Raw genomic sequence first — 23983 nt, 5'->3', positions numbered from 1 at the left:
CACCACAACGCTGTCGTCGACGCGTTGAAACCAGACCAAAAGTGGGTCCACAATGAGCGAGATCATCGATCCTCCATCTCCATCTCAAACGCCGTCCAGCGGCATCCAACGTCTCAAGCCAAACGCGGTGGGTTTGGTCGGCGTGTTGTTCATGGCGGTGGCCACCGCCGCACCCATCACCGCCATGGTCGGCAACGTCCCGATCTCGGTCGGATTCGGCAACGGCGCCTACGCGCCCGCGGGCTACTTCGTGGCCACGATCGTGTTGACGCTCTTCGCGATCGGCTATGCCGCGATGAGCAAGCACATCACCGCGACCGGTGCGTTCTACGGGTACATCTCCCACGGGCTCGGCCGCATCGTCGGGTTGGGTGCCGGTTTCCTGACAGCGTTGGCGTACATGGTGTTCGAGGCCTCGCTCATCGGCATCTTCTCGTTCTTCGGCAACGATCTGTTCAAATCGTTCTTCGGCATCGACGTGGCGTGGATCGTGTTCGCGGTCGTCATGCTCGCCGTCAACGCGGTGCTGACGTACTTCGACATCAATCTCGCGGCCAAGGTGCTGGGTGTTTTCCTCATCACCGAGATCGTGATGCTTGCGATGATGGCGCTCTCGGTCGTCTTCACCGGCGGTGGCCCGCAGGGTTGGTCTCTCGGATCACTCAACCCGCTCAACGGATTTCACAGTCTGTCCGGTGAGGTTGCCGGCGCCGACGGAAGCATGATCGCGGTCGCCGGATCAGCAGGCGTCGGCCTGTTCTTCGCCTTCTGGTCCTGGGTCGGCTTCGAGTCGAGCGCCATGTACGGCGAGGAATCACGTAACCCCAAGAAGATCATCCCGATCGCGGTGATCAGCTCGGTGGTCGGCATCGGCGTGTTCTACGTGCTCGTCTCATGGCTGGCGATCGTCGGCACCGGACCGCAGAATGCTGTTGCGCTGGCGCAGGATTCGTCGACCGCGGGCAACATCTTCTTCAATCCCGTACACGAGCATCTCGGGCAGTGGGCCGTCGATCTGTTCAAGATCCTGTTGATGACCGGATCGTTCGCCTGCGGCATGGCGTTCCACAACTGCGCTGCGCGTTACCTCTATGCACTCGGGCGCGAGAACATCATCCCCGGCATGCGCAAGACGATCGGCGCGACCCATCCGGTGCACGGCTCACCACACATCGCCGGATTCGTGCAGACCGGCTTCGCGACCCTGGTGGTGTTGTTCTTCGACCTCACCGGGCGTGACCCCTACACCGGGCTGTACGGCTTGATGGCGCTCCTCGGCACCACGGCCATCATGATCGTGCAGGCGCTGGCGGCGTTCTCGGTGATCTCGTACTTCCATGTGCAAAAACGCCACCCGGAGACCGCCAACTGGTTCACCACGTTCCTGGCTCCGCTGCTCGGCGGAACCGGCATGCTCTATGTGATCTACCTGCTGGCCAAGAACGCGTCGTTCGCCGCGGGCGCTGCCGCATCCGACTGGGTCTTCACCGCGATCCCGTATGTTGTTGGCATCGTCGGAATCGGTGGTGTGCTGTTGGCGCTGTTCCTGAAATACCGGGATCCGCAGCGGTATTCCGACCTGGGCCGCACGGTGTTGGAGGAAGCACACGAACGCTGAGTAAGGGGGATGCGGGCATGAGTTTTTCCAACATCATGGATTCGAACAGCTACACGGGTGGTCTGGCGACCGATCCCGGTACCGAACAACTGATCTCAGCCCGCACCCGCCTGCTCGGACCGGCGTACCGGCTGTTCTATGAACGGCCGGTGCACCTGGTCCGTGGCCGGGGCAGCCACATGTTCGACGCGGACGGCGTGCGGTATCTCGACGCCTACAACAACGTCGTCAGCGTCGGGCACTGCCATCCGCACGTCGTAGCCGCGGTCACCCGACAGCTCGAAACCCTCAACACCCACACCCGCTATCTGCACGAGGGCATCGTCGACTACTCGGCCCGGCTGCTGGGCACTTTCGCCGATTCCGGCGCCGACGACATCGATCAGGTGATGTACGCGTGCACCGGTTCGGAGGCCAACGACCTCGCCCTGCGAGTCGCCCAGATGTACACCGGAGCAACGGGTGTCATCGTGACCCGTGACGCCTATCACGGCAATACCGAAGCCGTGACGGCGATTTCACCGTCGCTCGGCGGTGACACAACCGTCGGCCCGCATGTCCGCACGGTGCCTGCCCCCGACAGCTATCGCACCGGCACGGCCGTGGCCGCGAAGTTCCGTGCCGACGTCCAAGCGGCGATCACCGACCTGCAGGCGGCCGGTCAAGGGGTGCGCTGCCTCATCGTCGACACCATCTTCTCGTCGGACGGCATCTATCCGGATCCGTCGGTGCTCGGTCCCGCGGTCGAGGCCGTCCGCGCCGCGGGTGGGGTGTTCATCGCCGACGAGGTACAGCCCGGTTTCGGCCGGACCGGCGACTCGATGTGGGGGTTCAGCCGCCACGGCGTCGTCCCCGACCTGGTCACGATGGGCAAGCCGATGGCCAACGGGCTTCCCGTCGCGGCGATGGCGGCCCGCAGCGAGGTGCTTGAGGCGTTTGCCCGCGGCGTGCCCTACTTCAACACGTTCGGCGGCAACCCGGTGTCGATGGCGGCTGCGGCCGCGGTCCTCGACGTCATCGAGGACGAGCAGTTGATCGCCAACGCTGACCGGGTGGGGGCGGCACTGCGGGATGAACTCGCCCGCATCACCGCAGGCCATCCCCGTATCGGTGACGTCCGTGGGTGCGGGCTATATGTCGGGGTCGAGACTGTCACCGATCCCGAAACCGCGCTGCCGGACCGGGCCGCAGCCCACGATCTGGTCAACGCGATGCGCGACCGCCGGGTCCTCATCTCGGTGTGCGGATCGGACGGCAACGTGCTCAAGATCCGGCCGCCGCTCGTGTTCACCATGGCCGACGTCGACTGGTTGTGCACCGAGTTCGGGGCTGCGCTGGCGGAGCTGCCCTGATCTAGGGAATGCTGTAGTCGTGCCGGATGGAAACATCGCGACCGCGATCTACATAGCCTCACCCGAAGGCGACACCGGTAAGTCGACCATTGCGCTGGGCATTCTGCACCGGCTCGCGGCGACGGTGCCCAAGGTGGGGGTCTTCCGGCCCATCACGCGGTTGGGCGAGGACCGCGACTACATCCTCGAACTGTTGCTCGCCGGGACAACAGCCGGATTGGCCTACGAGGAGTGCGTCGGCGTCGGCTATCAGCAGGTGCACGAGGACCCCGACGCCGCGATCACCGAGATTGTCGACCGGTTCCACCGCGTCGCCGACCAGTGCGATGCGGTGCTGATCGTCGGGAGCGACTACACCGACGTGGCCACGCCCAGCGAGCTGAGCATGAACGCGCGCATCGCGGTGAACCTCGGTGCACCCGTCGTGCTCGCGGTGAAGGCCGCCGACCGAACCCCCGACGAGGTCGCGCACGTCGTCGAGGTGTGCCTGGCCGAACTCGCCGGACAGCACGCGCATGCCGCGGCCGTGGTCGCCAATCGGTGCGACCCGGCTCAGCTGACCGCGATGGCCAACGCCCTCAAACCGCTCGGCCCACCGGCGTACGTGCTGCCCGAGGAGCCGCTGTTGGTCGCGCCGTCGGTGGCCGAACTGCAGAAGGCCGTCGACGGCACCGTGATCGCCGGAGACCCGGCACTGCTGTCCCGTGAGGCGATGGGCGTGCTGGTGGCCGGCATGACCGCCGAGCACGTGCTGGAACGCCTCACCGAAGGCGTCGCGGTGATCACGCCGGGTGATCGCTCCGATGTGGTGCTCGCGGTGGTGAGCGCCCATGCCGCCGAAGGGTTTCCGTCGCTGTCGGGCATCATCCTCAACGGTGGGCTCGAACTGCACCCGGCCATCGCGTCGCTGGTGTCGGGGCTGGGGCTCCGGTTGCCGATCGTCGCGACCAAATACGGCACGTTCGAGACCGCGAGCCGCGTGGCGGGCACGCGCGGACGCGTCACCGCGGCGTCGCAACGCAAGATCGACACCGCGCTGGCGTTGATGGACGACCATGTCGACGTCAATGACCTTCTCGCACAGCTGAGCATCTCGATTCCCACGGTCACGACGCCGCAGATGTTCACCTACCAGCTGCTGGATCGGGCACGCTCGGACGTCCGGCGCATCGTGCTGCCCGAAGGCGAGGACGACCGCATCCTCAAGGCGGCCGGGCGGCTGCTGCAGCGCAGCGTCGCCGATCTCACGATCCTCGGCGACGAGAGCCAGATCCGTTCCCGGGCAGCCGAACTCGGTGTCGACCTGGCGGCCGCCACGGTGCTCAACCCACGTACCAGCGAGCTGTGCGACCAGTTCGCCGACCAGTACGCCGAACTGCGCAAGCACAAGGGCGTGACCGTCGAGCAGGCCCGCGAGATCATCCACGACGTGTCGTACTTCGGCACCATGCTGGTGCACAACGACATGGTCGACGGCATGGTGTCCGGGGCCATGCACACCACGGCGCACACCGTCCGGCCTGCGTTCGAGATCATCAAGACCCTGCCCGATGTCTCGACCGTGTCGAGCATCTTCCTGATGTGCCTCGAGGATCGCGTGCTGGCCTACGGCGACTGCGCGATCGTGCCCGACCCGACGTCCGAACAGCTCGCCGATATCGCGATCTCCTCGGCCCGCACGGCCGCGCAGTTCGGCATCGACCCGCGCGTCGCGATGCTGTCCTATTCGACCGGAACCTCAGGTACCGGTGCCGATGTCGACAAGGTCAGGGCGGCAACCGAATTGGTGCGTCAGCGGGAACCGTCGCTTCTCGTCGAGGGGCCGATCCAGTACGACGCGGCGGTGGAACCGTCGGTGGCCAAGACGAAGATGCCGGATTCGGAGGTGGCCGGGCGGGCCACGGTGCTGATCTTCCCCGACCTCAACACAGGCAACAACACGTACAAGGCCGTGCAGCGCAGTGCGGGTGCGATCGCGATCGGCCCGGTGCTGCAAGGGCTCAACAAACCGGTCAACGATCTGTCGCGCGGCGCACTCGTCGAAGACATCGTCAACACCGTGGCGATCACGGCGATTCAGGCGCAGGGGCAGCCGTGACCGTTCTCGTTGTCAATTCCGGTTCGTCGTCGCTCAAATACGCCGTGGTGCAGCCGGGTTCGCGAGAATTCCTGGCGGACGGGATCATCGAGGAGATCGGTTCGGGTTCGGTACCCGATCACGACGCCGCGCTGCGGGCCGCGTTCGACGAACTCGCCGCCGGCGGGCTCGACCTCGACGCCCTCGGACTCGTCGCGGTGGGCCATCGTGTCGTACACGGCGGCAAGATGTTCTACCGCCCGACCATCATCGACGACGCCCTGATCGCCAAGGTCGAGGAGCTCGCGCCGTTGGCGCCGTTGCACAATCCGCCTGCCGTGCTCGGTATCAAGGTGGCCCGCAAGCTGCTGCCCGACCTGCCCCACGTGGCGGTGTTCGACACCGCGTTCTTCCATGATCTGCCTGCCGCCGCCGCGACATACGCGATCGACGACGAGTTGGCCGAGGAGTGGAAGATCCGCCGATACGGCTTCCACGGCACGTCGCACGAGTACGTCAGCCAGCAAGCCGCGGCGTTCCTGGACCGACCGTACGAATCGCTGAATCAGATTGTGCTGCATCTCGGTAACGGCGCGTCCGCGTCGGCGATCGCCGTTGGCAGGCCCGTCGACACCTCCATGGGCCTGACTCCGATGGAGGGTTTGGTGATGGGCACCCGCAGCGGTGACATCGACCCCGGCATCATCATGTACCTGTGGCGCACGGCCGGGATGGGCGTCGAGGACATCGAGTCGATGCTCAACCGCCGCTCGGGTGTCCTCGGACTCGGCGGCGAGAACGATTTCCGAAAACTCCACCAGCGCATCGATTCCGGGGATGAGTCAGCTCAACTGGCCTACGACGTCTACATCCACCGGTTGCGGAAATACATCGGCGCATACCTCGCCGTGCTCGGCCACACCGACGTCATCACCTTCACCGCCGGGGTGGGGGAAAACGATGCCGCGGTCCGCCGTGACGCGCTTGCGGGGTTGAGCGGCCTCGGCATCCAGATCGATGAGACGGTCAACTCCGTGCGATCCAAAGAGGCACGGCGGATCTCGACGCCCGACTCGCCGACGACCGTCCTGGTCGTCCCGACCAACGAGGAGTTGGCGATCGCTCAGGCCTGTGTGGAGGTCGTGTAGTTTCCTGGCGCGACGGTGCACGTAGGGCGCCGAGTGTGTCCTGATGGTCGTGTTTCAGCCGGCTTTTCGCCCTGAACGCACACTCAACTGTCGTTGAGCCAATGCCGCTCGCACGCGGCGGACGATATCGGCCGGACGGTCTTCGGCCACCACGCGGATCACGATCCAGCCGAGTTCCTTGAGCATCTCCAAACGATGGACGTCCTTGACGTATTGCCAGCGGTCGGTGCGGTGTTGGTCTCCGTCGTACTCCGCAGCAACCATCCACTCCTCCCACCCCATGTCTAGGTAGGCGACCGGCGCCGCGTCCACCGTGACGGGGATCTGGGTGGTGGGCATCGGGAACCCGTTACGGATCAGCAGCAACCGTAGCCAGCTCTCCTTGGGCGATTGCGCGCCCGGATCGACCAGGGTCAAAGCTGTTTCGAGCAGGCGAACGCCACGCGCGCCGGGGTGTTTCGCCGCGAGCGCCTCGATTTCGGCGACTGTGCACCCCGTCACTCTGCACAAGGCGTCGAGACGTGGCACGCTCGCGGCGACGCTGATCTGCCGCCCGACATCGAATGCCGTTCGCGCTGCGGTGGTCATCGCAATGCCTCGGCGGTCGACAATCTCGTCATCCAGGAGTTTGTAGCGGCGGGTGATGATGCCCTTTGGCGCCCGTGGATTCGTGTGCACCAACTCGACGGGCGTGCTCGGGTCGACCCATTTCGAGCCCAGCATCGCGGCCGCCGCAAGTCCCGACACCACGCCACGCCTCCGCGACCACAACCACGCGCCGACGGTGCGGTCGCGGAGGCTGGGCACTCGATCGGCAGGCACGTACACATTCGGGTAGATGGCCGTGAAGCGCGTCCGTAATTGGTGACGGTTCACCATGGCACTGGTCAGTGCCTCGCTGCCGATGAAAGGCGTCGATAACGGGGTCATGGAGGGGAGGTTGACATGATGACCCGACAGGTTCAGCCGAGTGTGCGTCCAGGGCGCGAAATCTATCCACAATTCGCCGTCTGTGCACAGTGGTCGCCGTCAACGCACGCTCGGCGGCATGACCGCTCAGAACGTCGACATCGGGCGCACGCTGTTGGCGAGGTCGACGAGCGCGTACCGGTGTGACTGCGTGGGGGCGACCCGTGCCAGGGCGCGCAGTGACGCCTCGACACCGAGCTTGAGGCCGTGCTCGGTGAACGGGAAGCCCAGGATGTGATTGCTGCTCGCCGAATTGTCGGCCAGCCAGTCCATCGCGGTGCCCAGCACCAGCGCGCGGATCTGCAGCACGCGTGGCTCGGAATCGGGCAGGGCCTCCACGCGCCGTGCGGCGTCGCGGATGTGCTGCTCGGTGATCTCACTGGTCGACCGTCCCGACAACAGGGTCACCGCGCTCGTGAGCCGCGCCGTCGTGAAATGCCTTGACGTGGGCGGCACTTCGTCAAGGGTCTGGACGGCCTTGTCACGCTCGCCGGCGACCGACTCGGCCCGCGCCAACCCGAACCCCGCCGAGATCACCCCGTTGTCGGTGCTCCACACGGTCTTGTAGAACTTCAGCTCGTCGGCGGTACCGGCGAGTTCGGCCGTCGCGGCCAATGCAAGCTTCGGCGCCAGCTCGCCGGGCAGCGTGTCCAGCACCTCGGTGAAATGCTTTGTCGCCGATTCATAGTCGGCGGACAGCATCTCGGCGACCGCGCGGAACCAGATCAGCCGCCAGCGCCAGCCCACACGTGCGGCGAGATCGTCGAGCTTGCGGGTGGCCTTGGCGACGTCGCCGAGATCCAACAGCGCGCGCGCCTCCATCAGCGGCAGCTCAACGGATTCCGACAGGTCGACACCGTCGGAGTCGAGCGCGCCGTGGCGGGCCGCCCGCAGCTGGTCGAGCGTGTGCACGGGCTGGCTGAGCACGCTGGCCACGAGCATGGGGGCTCCGACGTCGGTGCGGTCGACGAGTGGCACGGGCAGCGCCCGCACGATCTCTTGCGCGGTGAGCTTCTCGGAATGCACTTGGCCGTCGACGTATACGTCGGTGTGCGCGACGAGCAGGTCCACCCCGAAGGTCGACCGCGACGGGCTGAACACCGTCGACAGGCCGGGCCGGGGCACGCCGCTGTCCGCGGCGACCACTTCGCGCAGCACGCCGAGCAGCTGTCCCGACATCTCGTCGGCACTGGCGAAGCGGCGCCGCGGGTCGGGATCGATTGCCCGGCGCAGCAACCGGCCGAACGAGTCGTAGGTGGCCAGCACGGGGTCCTCGGACGGCAGGCCGTCGACATAACGTCCCCGGCGTGTGCGCAGATCCAGGGTCAGCGCGGCGAGCGTGCGGCCCACGGTGTAGATGTCGGTGGCCACGGTCGGACCGGTCCGCACGATCTCGGGAGCCTGGTAACCCGGTGTGCCGTACAGGTATCCGTAGGAGTTGAGCCGCGACACCGCGCCGAGGTCGATCAGCTTGAGCTGGGCCTCGGTGATCATGATGTTCTCGGGCTTGAGGTCGTTGTAGGCCAGGCCGATCGAATGCAGGTAGGCCAGCGCGGGCAGGATCTCCAGCATGTAGCCGATCGCCTCGGCCACCGGCAGTTTCGTACCCCTGGCCTGCTTGAGCGACGTCCCGCCGACGTACTCCATCACGATGTAGCCGACGGGGTTGCCGTGCTTGTCGTTGTGTTCGACGAAGTTGTAGATCTTGACGATCCCGGGGTGGGTCACCTCGGCCAGGAATTGGCGCTCGGCCATGGCAATGGCCTGTGCCTCGGCGTCGCCGGAATGCACCAGGCCTTTGAGCACGACGGGCCGGTCGTTGACGTTCTTGTCGAAGGCCAGATAGACCCAGCCCAGCCCGCCGTGGGCGATGCAGCCCTTGATCTCGTACTGATCGGCCACGATGTCGCCAGGGGACAACTGCGGCAGGAACGAATAGGCGCTGCCGCAATGCGGGCACCAGCCCTCGGACAGGGCGTGGCCGTCGGGGGAGGAGCGGCCGACCGGTTTGCCGCAGTTCCAGCAGAACCGTTTCGACTCGGCCACCACCGGATTCGTCATCAACGCGGTCAGCGGGTCCCGCTCGGGCACGCGGGGAATCTCCACCAGCCCGCCACCGAGCCGGCGGATCGGCGACAGCATGCGGGTGGCGATGGTCGCATGCTCGTGTGGCTCGGTGTCGCCCGAACCCAGGGAGATGTCGTCGGAGTCGTCGAACTCGGGCCGGAACACAGCCTGGGTCGCCATCGGGCGCATGGTCGACGCCGAATCGAAGTCGAGGTCATCGAAGCTGGCCGGCTGAGTGCCCGGCCCCTCGTCGGTATCGGGTGATCCCGCGAATTCTGCGTCGTCGGGCTGGTTCATCAATCCACATACCTCGCAACCGGTGGGGCCGGCGCCGGGCCCAACACCGTCAACCACTTGCGGTACAACGTGTTCCACGTGCCGTCGCGGCGGATCCGCTCCAGCGTGCCGTTGACGACACGCACGAGCCCGGTGTTCTCCAGGTTCACGCCGATGCCGTAGGGTTCCTGGCTCAGGCTCGGGCCCACGATGTGCAGATACGGATCCTGGGCGACGAGGCCCGCCAAGATCGAGTCGTCGGTGCTGACCGCGTCGGCCTGGCGCTGCTGCAGCGCCACCAGGCAGTCGGCCCACGTCACCACCGACACGATGATCGGGGACGGGCTGATCTGCTGGATTCGTTCGAGGGACGTGGTGCCGTCCACCACGCACACGCGCTTGCCGGACAGATCCGAGGCCTGCGTGATGTTGGAGTCCCTGGCCGCGAGGATGCGCTGATTGGCCATCAGGTACACCGTCGAGAAGTTCACCAACTCCTTGCGCTCACACGTGATCGTCATGGTCTTGACGACGATGTCGACCTGGTTGTTCTGCAGGGCGGCGATGCGGTCGGCCGAGGACAGGATGCGGTACTCGACCTGCGACGGGGTGCCGAAGATGTCGCGGGCCACCTCACCGGCGATGTCGACGTCGAATCCGTTGATCTGGCCGGTGATCGGATCCCGGAAGGAGAACAGGTTGCTGCCGATGTCGAGGCCGACGATGAGCCTGCCCCTGGCGCGGATGTTGGCGACTGCGGCGTCGGCCTCGGCCTTGTTGCTGAACGGGCGCAGGCTCGCGGTGCGGTTGCAGTCGTCGTCCTCTTCGATGGGGACCCGCACCGGTTGGGGCGCGAGTTCCTCCATGCCGGCCGGGGTTGGCGGCGCGAGCGTCAACGCGGGCAACGTCAACGCGGGTGCGGTCTGGCTGCAGCCGGCCACCGCGAGGACCGCCGCCAGCAGGATCAGAAGTTTCTTCATCTGCATCATCTGTACTCGCTCAGTCTCGGCCACAGCCCGAGCGCCACCGCGATCGCCGCGGCCACACTGAGCAGCGCGGCGCCGACGGTCGCGCCCGACAGCACGCGGCGGGCGTTGGCGATGTCGTTGCGGAGCTGGCTGCGGCTCTGCTCGATGCCCTTCGACAGCGCGGCGTCGAGCTTGTCGAACGCGGGTGTCGAATCGTCCTCGCCGGTGCCGAGCGCGACCTGCGTGGCGGCCTGATAGTTGCCGACCGCGATGTAGGCGTTGATCCGGTCATCGGCCGCACGCCACTTCGTGAGCAGCTGTTCGGCGCCGACCAGATCACTCGTGTCGATTCCGGTGTCGCGCGCGAGATAGTCCGAAAGCTGCTGTTGCATCATGTCGATGCGCTGGTAGTAGGACTGCTTGCGCACGTTCTCGTCGCCGCGCCGGATCAGGGCGAGGGTTTCGTCGGCGCGGGCCTGCTGGGCGGTGATGGCCAGGTTCGTCACGGTCTTCAAGGATTCGGCGGCGGTCTCTTTCGCGCTGCGGCTGTCCGATGTCGATATCACGAGCGCGGTGCTCACCCAGATCAACATGATCAGCACGGCCAGCCCGCCCGCCACGAACCCGATGTTGACGCGGCGGCGGGTGCGCCGCGCGAGCCAGCGGTTCGCGAACGCCCCGAACAACAATGTCGCGAGCACCACGAGCATGACCGGCGTCGGAATCTGGGCCGACGCCGTCGTCTCGGCGTCCACGCGCGCGGACGTCTGCTCATACAGGCGTTGCGCGTCCGGCAGGATCTGCGTCTGCATCATCGCCGACGCCTCGGACAGGTAGGACGAGCCGACCGGATTGCCCGCGCGGTTGTTGGTCCTGGCGGTCTCGACGAGCCCGGTGTACACCGCCAGCCGGGCATTGATCCGGCCGAGCAGCTGGACGAGTTCCTCGTCGGTCAGCCCGCTCGACGCCCGGGTGACCGCGACCGACGCGTCGGTGATCGCCTGTTCGTAGCGCTGGCGCACATCGCGGGGTTCGGCACCGGCGATGAACGCCGTGGCCGCAGCGGCATCGGCGACCGAGAGCGTGGTGTAGAGCCGGCCGGCCGCGAAGGACAGCGGTTCGGTGTGGTCGAGAACCGTCGTCAACGCCTGCTGGCGGTCGTTGATCGTCGTCGATGTCGCGAACGCGCTCGCGACGACAAGCGCGCACAGCACCACCCCGATGGTGAGGATGCGGCCGGGCGTGGTCCACAGAAACCACCAACGCGGGTGGGCAGGGGTGGTCGGCGACCGGGACGCGAGCGGTTCGGTCGAGGGATGTGCCAACTCCACAGTCACCTGCGCGCGGACCTCATTTAGTTTCGGTGTCTTCGGCTTTGGGTCGGGTCTGGTACGGCTGCGTCAACTCTATAAAAGAATTCTAAGAGCTCCGGGTATGGCTCGCGTTGATTCGGGGCCCAACCAATTTCAGCGGTGTTCCTTATTCTGTACGGGTGCGTGGCGACGGTGACGGCTGGGTGATTTCCGACAACGGCGCCCGGTTCTGGGGCCGTCACGGTGCGGCCGGATTGCTGTTGCGGGCTCCGTGGCCGGACGGCTCGGCCGCCGTGCTGTTGCAGCATCGGGCGCCGTGGAGCCATCAAGGCGGAACCTGGGCGTTGCCCGGCGGCGCCCGCGACAGCCATGAGACGCCCGAGCAGGCCGCAGTCCGCGAGGCTCACGAGGAAGCCGGGCTGCCTGCCGAACAACTGACCGTGCGGACCACCGTGATCACCGCCGAGGTCGCGGGCATGGGTGGCACGCAATGGACGTACACCACCGTCATCGCGGACGCGCCCGAGCTCCTCGAGACGATCCCGAACCGCGAGAGCTCGGAGCTGCGCTGGGTCGTCGAGGATCAGGTCGCCGAACTGCCGCTGCACCCCGGTTTCGCCGCGAGCTGGCAGCACCTGCGGACCGTGACCGCCACGATCCCGCTACTCGTCAACCGGCAGCGCTGAGCGCCTTCTTGAGGTCGTGCGCCGCGGCGCGGGGATCGTCGGCGGCGGTGATCGCACGCACGACCACGATGCGGCGCGCGCCCGCGGCGAGCACCTCGGGCAGCCGTTGCGCGTCGATTCCGCCGATCGCGAACCACGGCTTGGCCGGGTTCAGCGCGGCGGTGTGGCGCACCAGATCCAGGCCGGGCGCGGGCCGTCCCGGCTTGGTCGGGGTGGGCCAGCACGGCCCGACGCAGAAGTAGTCCACGGCTTCGTCGATTGCCCCGGCGACCTGCTCGGCGTCGTGTGTCGACCGGCCGATCACCGGCCGGTCACCGATGATGCCGCGCGCGACGGGCAGCGGAAGATCGTCCTGGCCGAGGTGCAGCACGTCGGCTCCGGCCGCGAGCGCGATATCGGCCCGATCGTTGACGGCGAGCAGCGCACCATGCCTGCGGGCGGCGTCGGCCAGCACCGCGAGCGCGTCGAGTTCCTGACGTGCCTCCAGCGGGCCGAACTTCTGCTCGCCGGGCGAGCCCTTGTCGCGCAACTGGATGAGATCCACCCCACCCGCCAGCGCGGCGTCGGCAAATTCGGCCAGGTCGCCGCGCTCGCGGCGGGCGTCGGTGCACAGGTACAGCGCGGCATGCTGCAGTCGGTCGACGGGTGATTCCACACCGCGACGGTAGCGTGTGCGCGCCGAGTACCCTGGACTGGCAACACACGGGAGTCCCGGGGAACGGGGACTGAGAGTGGGCTACGAGACGCCGAGCACCAGCCCTTACCGTCACACCTGATCCGGGTCATGCCGGCGAAGGGAGTCAAGGAATGGCACGCACACTTGCCGTCATCGGTGGCGGCGTCATCGGGCTGTCCATCGCCCGTCGCGCCGCGCTCGACGGTTGGACCGTGCAACTGCACTCCACCACCGAACACGGCGCGTCGTGGGTGGCCGGCGGCATGCTCGCACCGCACAGCGAAGGCTGGCCCGGCGAGGAGCGGCTGCTGCAACTGGGCCTTGAGTCGCTGCGGCTGTGGCACTCGGGATTCCTGGACGGCATGCCGCCCGAGGTCGTGACCGCCAGGGAGTCGCTCGTGGTCGCCGTCGACCGGGCCGATGCCGCCGATCTGCGCACGGTCGCCGAGTGGCTGGCCGGCCAGGGTCATCCCGTCGAGCTCACCACCGCGGCGCGCGATGTCGAACCGCTCCTGGCGCAGGGAATCCGGCACGGGTTCTTGGCGACCACCGAACTCGCGGTGGACAACCGCGCCGTGGTCGACGCGCTCGCCGCGCAGTGTGCACAGCTTTCGGTGCGCCGGGCCGGTCGCGTCGACGACCTGTCCGACGTCGACGCCGACGCGGTGGTGATCGCGAACGGCATCGACGCCCCGCGGTTGTGGCCCGACTTGCCGATCCGCCCGGTCAAGGGTGAGGTGCTGCGGTTGCGGTGGCGCAAGGGCTGCATGCCGGTGCCGCACCGGGTGGTCCGCGCCCGCGTGCACGGGCGCCCCGTCTATCTGGTGCCGCGCCGGGACGGCGTCGTTGTCGGAGCCACCCAGTACGAGCACGGCCGCGACACCGCGCCCGTGGTGAGCGGTGTCCGCGATCTGCTCGACGACGCGTGCGCGGTCATGCCGGCGCTCGGCGAGTACGAGCTCGCCGAGACCGCGGCCGGGCTGCGGCCGATGACCCCCGACGGGGTGCCGATCGTCGAACGGCTCGACGATCGCACGCTCGTCGCGGCCGGGCATGGCCGGAACGGATTTCTATTGGCGCCGTGGACCGCTGAGCGGATCGCGGCCGAACTCGAGGTGAGCGTGGGAGCCAAATGATCACCATCACGGTCAACGACGAAATCATCGAGGTGGACGATGCCACCACGATCGAGGGGCTGCTGGAGACCCGCGGGTTCCCGGACAAGGGCATCGCCGTCGCGCTCGACTGGTCGGTGTTGCCGCGGTCGGAGTGGGACCGCACCCTGGCCGACGGGGCCCGGGTCGAGGTCGTGACGGCGGTGCAGGGTGGCTAGTGCTGTTGCTCTTCGCGCAAGCGGCTCATCGGCTTCAAAACTCACGATCGGCGGCCGCGAATTCGGCTCGCGCCTCATCATGGGCACCGGCGGCGCACCCAATCTCGCCGTGCTGGAAGAGGCTCTGGTGGCCTCCGGCACCGAGCTGACGACGGTCGCGATGCGCCGGATCGACGCCGAGACCGGCACCGGCGTGCTCGACCTCCTCAACCGGCTCGGCATCGCGGCCCTGCCCAACACCGCGGGCTGCCGGGGTGCGGCCGAGGCCGTGCTCACCGCGCAGCTCGCCCGCGAGGCGCTGGGCACCGACCTGGTCAAGCTCGAGGTCATCGCCGACGAACGCACACTGCTGCCCGATGCCATCGAATTGGTCAAGGCGGCCGAACAATTGGTCGACGACGGGTTCATCGTGTTGCCGTACACCAACGACGATCCCGTGCTGGCCCGTCGGCTGGAAGACACCGGCTGCGCCGCGGTCATGCCGCTCGGCTCGCCGATCGGCACCGGGCTCGGCATCTCCAACCCGCACAACATCGAGATGATCGTCGAGCAGGCCGGCGTCCCGGTGGTCCTCGATGCCGGCATCGGCACCGCGAGCGATGCCGCGCTCGCCATGGAACTGGGCTGCGACGCCGTGCTGTTGGCCACGGCCGTCACCCGCGCATCCGATCCGCCCACCATGGCCGCGGCCATGTCGGCCGCCGTCACCGCCGGGTATCTGGCGCGTCAGGCCGGCCGCATCCCGAAACGGTTCTGGGCACAGGCGTCGAGCCCGGCGCTGTGACGGTGCGCCGAGACTGCGGGGAGAGCGTGAATCGGCGCGGAAACACGATCTGTGCGCAGGCTCGACGTGGGCAGTAAACGCTATGTAGCCCTTGGCAGTTCGATGGCCGCCGGGCCCGGCATCAAACCGTCGGCCGATGGCGCGCCGTTTCGGGCCGGCCGCTCGGCGCGCAACTATCCGCATCTCGTCGCCGACCGCCTGGGACTCGATCTCGTCGACGTCACCTACTCCGGGGCGACCACCGCACACGTGCTGCGCGACAAGCAGAACGGCGCGCCGCCGCAGATCGACGCGCTCGACGGCTCCGAAGCCCTCGTCACGGTCACGATCGGCGGCAACGACGTCGGCTATGTGCCGCTGCTGATGGCCGCCGGTCTGCCGCGCGTGCTGCGCGCCGTGCCGGTGCTCGGGCCGCGACTGCGTGATCTGCTCGACGCCGACGCGCGGGAAGCCGCGCTGACACACGTGGCCGGATCCTTGGCCGAGGTCGGCCGGACCATCCGCGAACGCGCACCGCGAGCCACCGTGCTGTTCGTCGACTATCTGACGCTGCTACCGCCCACCGGCGGGGCAGCTCCCCTCAGCGACGACCATGCCGAACTCGGCCGGCACATCGCCGACACGCTGGAGCGGCACACCGGCGCGGCCGCGGCCGAGACCGGCTGTGGATGGGTGCGCGCGGCGCAGGCGAGCGTGGCTCATCACGCCTGGTCAGCTGAGCCGTGGACGACTCGGCCGGGTTTGCCGATGCCCGGTCGCCCGGCACCATTGCACCCCAACGCGGCCGGCATGCGGGCGGTCGCGGATCTGGTGGCAGCCCACGCGGGCTGAGATCATGGGGTCGATGATCGAACTGGCCGGGCTGACGAAGCTCTACGGAACCCATCGCGCTGTCGACGACCTCAGCTTCACCGTCGAACCCGGCGTGGTGACGGGCTTCCTGGGGCCCAACGGCGCAGGCAAGACGACCACCATGCGGCTGATCCTTGGCCTCGACCACCCGAACGCGGGAACCGCGACCATCGACGGCAAGCGGTACCGCGAACTGCGGGACCCGCTGCGGACCGTCGGTGCTCTGCTCGACGCGCGCCAGGCCCACCCGAACCGCAGCGCACGCAATCACCTGCGCTGGATCGCCGCGGCCAACCGCATCCCGGCCGCCAGGGTCGACGAGGTTCTGGAGATGGTCGGGCTCCCCGAAGCAGCCGAACGCAACGCCGGGGCACTGTCGCTGGGCATGAGCCAGCGGCTCGGTATCGCGGCGGCGTTGCTCGGCGATCCGCCGGTGCTGCTGTTCGACGAGCCGGTCAACGGCCTGGACCCCGAGGGCATCCACTGGGTGCGCACGCTCATGCGCGAGCTCGCGGCGCAGGGCCGGACGGTGTTCGTCTCCAGTCACCTGCTGGCCGAGATGGCCAACACCGCCGATCGGTTGGTGGTGATCGGGCAGGGCAGATTGATCGCGTCGACGACCGTCGCCGAATTCGTCAACGGCACCGCGGCCGACACCGTGCGGGTGCGCAGCCCCCAGCTCGAGACGCTGCGCGATGTGCTGTCCGACGCCGATCTGGAAGTGATCGCCGATCCCGACGGATCGGCGCTGACGGTGCACGGCGTGGCCATCGAGGTGATCGGCGACCTTGCTGGGCGTAACTCGATCACGCTGCATGAGCTGAGCACGCGCCAGGCGTCGCTCGAGGAGGCCTACCTGAAACTCACCGACGACGCGGTCGATTACCGGGCGGCCCGGCCATGAGCGCGCTCGCGGCGCTCGACGCCGAACGCATCAAGCTGTCGACCACGCGCTCGCCGCTGTGGTCGGTGGTCGGCGTGGCCGTGCTCAGCTTCGGCGTGGCCGCCCTGCAGGGCTGGTCCGCATACGGCTACACGCCGCTGGCTCCCGGCAAGGCCGCCCTGGGTGTGGCGGTGTTCGGCGTCCCGGTGCTCATGGTGTTGTCATCCATGACCGTCACCGGTGAATACCGCACCGGCCTGATCCGGACCACATTTCTGGCCACCCCCAACCGGACCAAGATGCTGATCGCAAAAGCCGTTGTGTGCGCTGCCTTTTCCTCGGTGTGCGCGGTGGTGATGGTGCTGGGTGCGGTTCTGGTGGCGCGCCTGTTCGCCGAACCCGTCATCGGTGCCGAGTTGTCGCCGACCAACCCCGCCACGTGGTCGGTGGCCGGGGGATTCGCGCTGTACGCCGCGCTGGCCGCGGTGCTCGGCGTCGGGGTCGGTGCGCTCGTGCGATTCGCGGCAGGCGCGGTCGCGGCGCTGTTGCTGTGGCCGTTGGTGGCCGAGCCACTGCTGGGCAACATGCCGAACCTGGAAGCCGGGCCGTGGTTACCGTTCGCCAACATGTTCCGGTTCCTCGGCGTGGAGTGGCTGTTCCCGACCTACGACATGCCGTGGGGCGAGGTGGGCTCGCTGGTCTACTTCCTGGCCTGGGTGGCCGCGGTGTTCATCGCCGCGGTGGTGGTGCTGAACAGGCGTGACGCCTGACCCGGAATCACTCCGGGTCAGACGCCACATCCGTCGGTGCGCCGAGCGACAGCACGACCTTCGACCCGTACGGGACGTGCTGGATCAGCCGCAGCTGAGCCAGCGCAGGATGCGCGTCGAGCAGCTTGCCCGCGTTGGCCAGCGCACGCAGCGCCGCGGTCTCGGCGCGCGCGGCCTCGAGCCTGGCCGCACCGTTGACCTTGGCCGTCGCCAGCGCCATTGCGGCCGTGCGCATCTCGGCAGGCACGATGACGTCCTTGACGAACACCTCGGTGACCGCGACACCGGTGCGGGCACCCGCCGCTGCCGCCGCGGCGGTGATCGCCGCGGCGTCGACACGCGCACTGCGCTGCACGACCTCCTCGGCCGTCATACCGGACACGTTGTCGCGCAGCGCGATCTGTGCGGCCAGGTACACCGCGGCCATCGGATCGGCCGCCGCCTCGGTATAGGTCGCGGCGTCGGTCACGGCGAACCGCAGCGCGACCGTGACGCGCAGCGACACCGCGTCGGACGTCAGCACCTCCTGCGGGGCCAGCGTCAACACCTGCTCGCGCATCTCCACGCGCACCACCGCGGCGTCGCGGGCGATCCGGTGCCTGCCCGGCGACAGGACACGCGCGAGCGTGCCGTCGCGGTACTCGAGCGCGCACTGGCCTGCGGTGACCGTGATCCGGTTCTTGAACATGCGTGTCCTCCTCTCGGGCGTATCTGTCTGCGCAGCACGGGGATACCGCCGGCCGGGCGCAACCAACGGCGGGGCGTCACACCCCCGTGCCGGCGGGTGTGGGCCACAGGGCCGCTGGCCACGGAGTCCCGGACGACGGGTATCGAAGGGTGGAGAGGACTCGAACCTCAGGCCTTGACCGTGCCACGGCGTCACGAGCAACTCACAGAAACATCGCGGTACCCCGCTGTGCCTGCTTCCTCGATGACTCCGGGCAAAACCATCGCATGTCAGCAAAGCCTCCCGCAATCGATTTATCGCCGGGCCGCTGCCGGCACCGGCTACCGTGGATGCAATGCGACGTAGTTTGACGGGGGCAGTGCTTGGCGCGGTCGTGCTGACCGTGGCACTGGCCGGTTGTGATGCGAAGACCGAACTGCAGAGTGATACGCCGACGCAGGAGACGCAGACGTCGTCACCCGCGGCGACGGAGTTCGCCAACCAACTGCGCGAGCGCGTCTCGGCCGACGCCATGATGGGCCATCTGACCAAACTGCAGGAAATCGCCGACGCCCACGACGGCAACCGCGCGCTCGGCACCGCGGGCTACGACGCCAGTGTCGAGTTCGTTGCCAATGCGCTGCGCGATAAGGGCTTTGACGTGCAGACCCCCGAGTTCGAGGTGCGCCTGCCGTTCTCGGAGGACCCGCAGGTCACCGTGGGCGGTCAAGCGGTCACCGCCAGGCCGCTGGAGTTCACGATCGGCACGCGGCCCGAAGGCGTGTCCGGCCCGCTCGTCGCGGCGCGCACCGAGGACTCGCCCGGTTGTGAAGCCAGCGACTACGACGGTCTGCCCGTCGCAGGCGCGGTGGTGCTGGTCGACCGGGGCGCCTGCCCGTTCGGTGCCAAGCAGGCCGCGGCCGCCGAGCGCGGCGCCGTCGCGATGATCGTCGCCAACAACGTCGACGGCGACGAGATGGGCGGAACCCTCGGGCGCCGCACCGACGTCAAGATCCCCGTCGTCAGCGTCACCAAGGACGACGGCGAACGTCTGCGCGCCAACCCGGGACCGACCACCATCCGGCTCAACGCCGGGGTGCGCACCGAGCGCACCCGCAACGTCATCGCGCAGACCAAGACCGGTTCGACGTCGGACGTGGTGATGGTCGGCGCGCACCTCGACAGCGTCCCCGAGGGCCCCGGTATCAATGACAACGGTTCGGGCGTCGCGGCCGTCCTGGAGACCGCACTGCAGCTCGGCAGTTCCCCCGACGTGAACAACGCGGTCCGGTTCGGGTTCTGGGGCGCCGAGGAGGAAGGGCTGCTGGGGTCGACGAACTATGTCGAGTCGCTCGACACCGAAGGCCTCAAGGACATCGCGCTGTACCTCAACTTCGACATGCTCGGCTCACCGAACCCCGGCTACTTCACCTACGACGGCGATCAGTCCGCGCCGATCGAAGGACGCGGGGTGCCCCGGGTTCCGGAGGGCTCGGCCGGTATCGAGCGGACACTCGCGGCCTATCTGGCCGATGCGGGAAAGATGCCGCAGGACACCAGTTTCGACGGGCGCTCGGACTATGACGGGTTCACGTTGGCCGGCATCCCCGCGGGTGGCCTGTTCTCCGGGGCGGAGGACAAGATGACCGCTGAGCAGGCGCAGGAGTGGGGCGGGCAGGCCGACCAACCATTCGACCCGAATTACCACAAGAACACCGATACCCTGGAACACGTGGACCGGGATGCGCTACAGATCCATGGTGAAGGCGTGGCGTTCGCCGTCGGCTTGTATGCACAGGATCAGCGGGGCCGCAACGGGATACCGATCCGGTCCGACCGCACGCGCCACGAGATCAGCCCGCAGTGAGATCGCGCTGGCTGGCCGCGGCGGCATTGGCGGCCACGGTCGCGGCGGGGTGTTCCTCCGCGCCGACGCCACCGCCGACCGAGCTGCCGCACGATCTGGCGCAGCGCATCACCGTCGACGGCATGTTCGCGCATCTGCGCAAGTTCGCCGAGATCGCCGACGCGAACGACGGCAATCGGGGGCAGGGCACACCGGGTTACGACGCGAGCCTGGACTATGTCGCGCAGCTCTTGCGGCACAAGGGTTTCGACGTTTCGATGCCTGAGTTCGAGCGCCTGGGCACGATGCGCGGCGGCAGCCCCAACCTGACCGTATCGGGTCGCCGCTATCCCGTCGACCAGGCCTCGCTGCTCGTCACCACGGCGCCCGGCGGGCTCAACGCCCCCACCCTGCGCCCGGGTAAACCGGCCGGCTGTGCGGCCGCCGACTATTCGGGCGTGGACATCGACGGGGCCATCGCGGTGGTCGACGACACCGGATGCTCCATCGTCGTCAAGCAGAACACCGCACTCGCCGAAGGCGCCGTCGGGCTGCTCGTGGTCAGCACCACGCGGCCCAGCCCGGCCGGCCTGTTCACGTCCGGCTACTACGGCCAGCTCAAGGTGCCGGTCGGCGTCATCGACAAAACCGCGGACACCGCACTGCGCCGCACCTCCGCCCCGGTCCGGTTGACGCTCGACAGCAAGGCCGAGATGGTGAAGTCGCGAAACCTGCTGGCGCAGACCAAAACCGGATCCACCACCGACGTGGTGATGGTCGGGGCGCATCTCGACAGCATCGCCGCCGGGCCGGGTATCAACGACAACGGCACCGGGGTGGCCGCGGTGTTGGAGACGGCGCTGCAGCTCGGCGGTTCACCACAGATCCACAACGCCGTCCGGTTCGCGTTCTGGGGCGCCGAAGAGACGGGACTGGAGGGGTCGACGCAGTACGTCCGCGGCCTGCAGCCCGAACAGCTCGACGAGCTGGCGCTCTACCTCAACTTCGACATGCTCGGTTCGGCCAACGCCGGCTACTTCACGTACGACGGCGACCAGTCGGCGCAGGCCGGCGACGCCAAACCGGTCCCAGAGGGTTCGGCGGGCATCGAGCGAACCATCGCCGGATATCTCAACCTGGCCGGGGTGCGGCCCGCCGACATGCCGTTGAGCGCCAACACCGATTACGGTCCGTTCGTGACGGCCGGCGTCCCCATCGGGGGCGCGACCACCGGATCGTCACAGCGGAAAACCGAAGTGCAGGCCCGACTCTGGGGTGGCCGCGCCGGAGTGGCCTTCGACCCGAACTACCACACCGCGCGCGACACGATCGACAACGTCGACGCCAAAGCGCTGTCGATCATGGGACCTGCCGTCGGGTTCGTGGTCGGTACCTACGCGTTGTCGACGGACGGGCCCAACGGGGTCCCGCCCCGTGACCAACGCCACCACGGCTGAGCGCTGTCGGGCACGATAGGCCGGTGGAAAACCCCGGCGCCCTCGAACGTCTCGCGCGACTGGCCATCGCCACGCCCCGCCGGATCATCGGTATCGCCGTGCTTGTCACGGTCGCGGCCGCGATCTTCGGGATACCGGTAACCCAGAAACTCTCCGCCGGGGGCTTCCAGGATCCGCATGCCGAATCGTCGCGGGCCGAGGCGATGTTGGCCGGCAAGTTCAACCGCGGCGATCAACAGCTGCTGATCATCGTGTCCGCGCCGGAGGGCGCGATGAGTCCGGCGGCGCGCGAGGTCGCGGTCGGCATCGTCGACGAGCTGGAGCGTTCGCCCCATGTGGCGCAGGTGACCTCGGCGTGGACGGCGCCGCAGCCCGCGGTGGCCGAGCTGCTGAGCAAGGACCGCAGTGCTGGCCTGATCGTCGCCGGAATCACCGGCGGCGAGAAGTACGCGCAGAACCACGCCGAGGAACTGACCGAGGCCCTCGTCCACGACCGCGATGGGGTGAGCGTGCGTGCCGGCGGTGTGGCGATGGTCAACACCCAGATCACCGAACAATCGCAACGCGATTTGCTGTTGATGGAGTCGATCGCCATCCCACTCAGCTTCCTGGTGCTCGTATGGGTGTTCGGCGGATTGCTGGCCGCCGCGGTGCCCGTCGTGGTCGGCGTGATGGCAATCCTGGGATCGCTCGCGGTGCTGCGCGCCATCACGATGTTGACCGACGTGTCGGTGTTCGCGCTCAACCTCTGCATGGCCATGGGCCTCGCGCTCGCAATCGATTACACGCTTCTGATGATCAGCAGGTTCCGCGACGAGTTGGCCGACGGTCTGGACCGCGAGGACGCGCTGGTGCGCACCATGGTGACGGCCGGCCGCACCGTGGTGTTCTCGGCGACCACGGTGGCGTTGCCGATGTCGGTGCTCGTGCTGTTCCCGATGTACTTCCTCAAGTCCTTCGCGTATGCCGGGGTCGCGACCGTGGTGTTCGCCGCGATCGCGGCGCTCGTCGTCACCCCGGCGGCGATCGTGCTGCTGGGCAGCCGGATCGACGGCCCCGAACGCGCATCCAAACCCGTCGAACGGCAGTTCTGGTATCGCTCCACGAAGTTCGTTCTGCGGCGGGCCATTCCGATCGGCTTGGCCGTTGTGGCCCTCCTGGTGTTGCTGGGCCTGCCGTTCTTCAACGTCAAATGGGGCTTCCCCGACGATCGCGTGTTGCCGACGTCCGCGTCGGCGCACCAGGTCGGCGATCAGCTACGCAACGACTTCGAGAACAACTCCGCCACCGAGGTCAAAGTCGTCATCCCCGACTCGCGGGGCGTGCCGAGCGCCGAGATGGACCGTTACGCAGCCGAACTCTCGCGCGTCGTCGACGTCTCGGCCGTCTCCACGCCGACCGCGACGTTCGTCGACGGCCGGCAGGCAGGCCCGCCGAGCGCCGCGGCCGATGAACGCGACGGCTCGACGTTCCTCACGGTGTCGAGTACAGCGCCGCTGTTCTCGGACGCCTCCGACGCGCAACTCGACCGGTTGCACGAGGTCGCCGGTCCGGGCGGCAGGCCGGTCGAGATGACCGGACTCGCGCAGACCGACCGCGACAGCGTCAACGCCATCACCTCCCGGTTGCCGTTGGTGCTCGGCCTGATCGCCGTCATCACGTTCTGTCTGTTGTTCCTGCTCACAGGCAGCGTCGTGTTGCCCGCGAAAGCGCTTGTTCTCAATGTTCTTTCGCTGACCGCGGCGTTCGGCGCCATGGTGTGGATCTTCCAGGACGGGCACCTCGGCGCGTTCGGAACCACCTCGACCGGCACGCTCGTCGCCAACATTCCGGTGCTGCTGTTCTGCATCGCGTTCGGCTTGTCGATGGACTACGAGGTGTTCCTGCTGTCGCGCATCCGCGAGTACTGGCTGGCTTCGGACCGCACGTCGGCCGACGTCGGTGAGAGCGTGGCGCTCGGGCTCGCCCGGACCGGCCGCGTCGTCACCGCGGCGGCGCTTGTGATGTCTATCTCGTTCGCGGCGCTGATCGCCGCGAACGTGTCGTTCATGCGGATGTTCGGCCTCGGTCTGACGCTCGCGGTCCTGATGGACGCGACGCTGGTCAGAATGGTTTTGGTACCGGCATTCATGCATGTGATGGGCCGGTGGAATTGGTGGGCACCGCGGCCTTTGGTGCTTATCCATGACCGACTCGGATTCACAGACGAACCGTTGAACCAGAAGACGTAGGCCCCCGTAT

General features: G+C 67.8%; 20 protein-coding genes. 14 read left to right on the top strand and 6 right to left on the bottom strand.

What is annotated here, in order from left to right; all coding sequences use genetic code 11:
* The first annotated feature begins 52 nt into the window (after positions 1 to 52).
* Genes ACOI2T_RS31985 through ACOI2T_RS31970 form a run of 4 tightly spaced genes read left to right on the top strand, consistent with a single transcriptional unit; the run spans position 53 to position 6195 of the window.
* Positions 53 to 1618, top strand: a complete 1566-nt coding sequence (locus ACOI2T_RS31985; protein WP_409504366.1) for an APC family permease — start codon at positions 53 to 55, stop codon at positions 1616 to 1618.
* Between the two features lie 17 nt (positions 1619 to 1635).
* Positions 1636 to 2970 carry an aspartate aminotransferase family protein gene (locus ACOI2T_RS31980; RefSeq protein WP_409504367.1) on the top strand — a complete coding sequence of 445 codons (1335 nt, stop codon included), beginning with the start codon at positions 1636 to 1638 and terminating at the stop codon, positions 2968 to 2970.
* Between the two features lie 19 nt (positions 2971 to 2989).
* Entirely contained in the window at positions 2990 to 5068 is a 2079-nt protein-coding gene (pta, locus tag ACOI2T_RS31975) for a phosphate acetyltransferase (RefSeq protein WP_409504368.1), read from the top strand.
* Complete coding sequence (locus tag ACOI2T_RS31970; RefSeq protein ID WP_409504369.1) at positions 5065 to 6195, top strand: acetate kinase; 1131 nt, start codon at positions 5065 to 5067, stop codon at positions 6193 to 6195. Before pta ends, ACOI2T_RS31970 begins: the two co-directional genes overlap by 4 nt.
* A gap of 54 nt (positions 6196 to 6249) precedes the next feature.
* On the opposite strand, the gene ACOI2T_RS31965 is transcribed toward ACOI2T_RS31970, so the two are convergent.
* The 4 genes from ACOI2T_RS31965 to glnX form a co-directional block, all read right to left on the bottom strand.
* On the bottom strand, positions 6250 to 7125 hold the full coding sequence (locus ACOI2T_RS31965; protein ID WP_409504370.1) for a putative endonuclease domain-containing protein: 876 nt from the start codon (positions 7123 to 7125) through the stop codon (positions 6250 to 6252).
* A 126-nt stretch (positions 7126 to 7251) separates the two neighbouring features.
* Complete coding sequence (locus tag ACOI2T_RS31960) at positions 7252 to 9528, bottom strand: serine/threonine-protein kinase PknG (RefSeq protein ID WP_409504371.1); 2277 nt, start codon at positions 9526 to 9528, stop codon at positions 7252 to 7254.
* Positions 9528 to 10487: a glutamate ABC transporter substrate-binding protein gene (locus ACOI2T_RS31955; protein WP_409504372.1), complete on the bottom strand. Its 960-nt coding sequence runs from the start codon at positions 10485 to 10487 to the stop codon at positions 9528 to 9530. Before ACOI2T_RS31955 ends, ACOI2T_RS31960 begins: the two co-directional genes overlap by 1 nt.
* A 5-nt stretch (positions 10488 to 10492) precedes the next feature.
* Complete coding sequence (glnX, locus tag ACOI2T_RS31950; RefSeq protein ID WP_067849493.1) at positions 10493 to 11812, bottom strand: protein kinase G-activating protein GlnX; 1320 nt, start codon at positions 11810 to 11812, stop codon at positions 10493 to 10495.
* 155 nt (positions 11813 to 11967) lie between these two features.
* On the opposite strand from glnX, the gene ACOI2T_RS31945 reads away from it, so the two are divergent.
* Positions 11968 to 12474 carry an NUDIX hydrolase gene (locus tag ACOI2T_RS31945; RefSeq protein WP_067849491.1) on the top strand — a complete coding sequence of 169 codons (507 nt, stop codon included), beginning with the start codon at positions 11968 to 11970 and terminating at the stop codon, positions 12472 to 12474.
* Here ACOI2T_RS31945 and thiE read toward each other — a convergent pair.
* Positions 12458 to 13129, bottom strand: coding sequence for a thiamine phosphate synthase (gene thiE, locus ACOI2T_RS31940; protein ID WP_409504374.1), 672 nt, complete (start codon positions 13127 to 13129; stop codon positions 12458 to 12460). The two genes, ACOI2T_RS31945 and thiE, sit on opposite strands and share 17 nt — an antisense overlap.
* Before the next feature lie 152 nt (positions 13130 to 13281).
* Between thiE and thiO the strand changes: the two genes are divergently transcribed.
* From thiO to ACOI2T_RS31910, 6 genes are all read left to right on the top strand, one after another.
* A complete protein-coding gene (gene thiO, locus ACOI2T_RS31935) occupies positions 13282 to 14286 on the top strand; it encodes a glycine oxidase ThiO (RefSeq protein WP_067849487.1) in 1005 nt (334 codons plus the stop codon).
* Positions 14283 to 14483: a sulfur carrier protein ThiS gene (gene thiS, locus ACOI2T_RS31930; RefSeq protein WP_409504375.1), complete on the top strand. Its 201-nt coding sequence runs from the start codon at positions 14283 to 14285 to the stop codon at positions 14481 to 14483. The genes thiO and thiS overlap by 4 nt, the downstream gene beginning before the upstream one ends.
* 79 nt (positions 14484 to 14562) lie before the next feature.
* The gene (gene thiG / locus ACOI2T_RS31925; RefSeq protein WP_067849485.1) at positions 14563 to 15267 is read left to right on the top strand and encodes a thiazole synthase; all 705 of its coding nucleotides are present in this window, start codon (positions 14563 to 14565) and stop codon (positions 15265 to 15267) included.
* Between the two features lie 102 nt (positions 15268 to 15369).
* Entirely contained in the window at positions 15370 to 16098 is a 729-nt protein-coding gene (locus tag ACOI2T_RS31920) for an SGNH/GDSL hydrolase family protein (protein WP_421877455.1), read from the top strand.
* Between the two features lie 13 nt (positions 16099 to 16111).
* The gene (locus tag ACOI2T_RS31915; protein WP_409504377.1) at positions 16112 to 17023 is read left to right on the top strand and encodes an ABC transporter ATP-binding protein; all 912 of its coding nucleotides are present in this window, start codon (positions 16112 to 16114) and stop codon (positions 17021 to 17023) included.
* Positions 17020 to 17772: an ABC transporter permease gene (locus ACOI2T_RS31910; RefSeq protein ID WP_409504378.1), complete on the top strand. Its 753-nt coding sequence runs from the start codon at positions 17020 to 17022 to the stop codon at positions 17770 to 17772. Before ACOI2T_RS31915 ends, ACOI2T_RS31910 begins: the two co-directional genes overlap by 4 nt.
* A gap of 7 nt (positions 17773 to 17779) precedes the next feature.
* Here the strand turns inward: ACOI2T_RS31910 and ACOI2T_RS31905 are convergent, their stop codons facing one another.
* A complete protein-coding gene (locus ACOI2T_RS31905; RefSeq protein WP_409504379.1) occupies positions 17780 to 18460 on the bottom strand; it encodes an SPFH domain-containing protein in 681 nt (226 codons plus the stop codon).
* Between the two features lie 334 nt (positions 18461 to 18794).
* Between ACOI2T_RS31905 and ACOI2T_RS31900 the strand changes: the two genes are divergently transcribed.
* Genes ACOI2T_RS31900 through ACOI2T_RS31890 form a run of 3 tightly spaced genes read left to right on the top strand, consistent with a single transcriptional unit; the run spans position 18795 to position 23973 of the window.
* Positions 18795 to 20306: a M28 family metallopeptidase gene (locus ACOI2T_RS31900; RefSeq protein WP_409504380.1), complete on the top strand. Its 1512-nt coding sequence runs from the start codon at positions 18795 to 18797 to the stop codon at positions 20304 to 20306.
* Entirely contained in the window at positions 20303 to 21742 is a 1440-nt protein-coding gene (locus ACOI2T_RS31895) for a M28 family peptidase (protein WP_409504381.1), read from the top strand. Before ACOI2T_RS31900 ends, ACOI2T_RS31895 begins: the two co-directional genes overlap by 4 nt.
* A 23-nt stretch (positions 21743 to 21765) precedes the next feature.
* Entirely contained in the window at positions 21766 to 23973 is a 2208-nt protein-coding gene (locus tag ACOI2T_RS31890; RefSeq protein WP_409504382.1) for an MMPL family transporter, read from the top strand.
* Positions 23974 to 23983: the final 10 nt, after the last annotated feature.

It is taken from the genome of Mycolicibacterium wolinskyi str. Jessa 2025 (genome assembly GCF_049241375.1).
Classification (GTDB): domain Bacteria; phylum Actinomycetota; class Actinomycetes; order Mycobacteriales; family Mycobacteriaceae; genus Mycobacterium; species Mycobacterium wolinskyi.
Note: the sequence above shows the minus strand (reverse complement) of the source record. Positions and strands in the feature narration are given on the sequence as shown.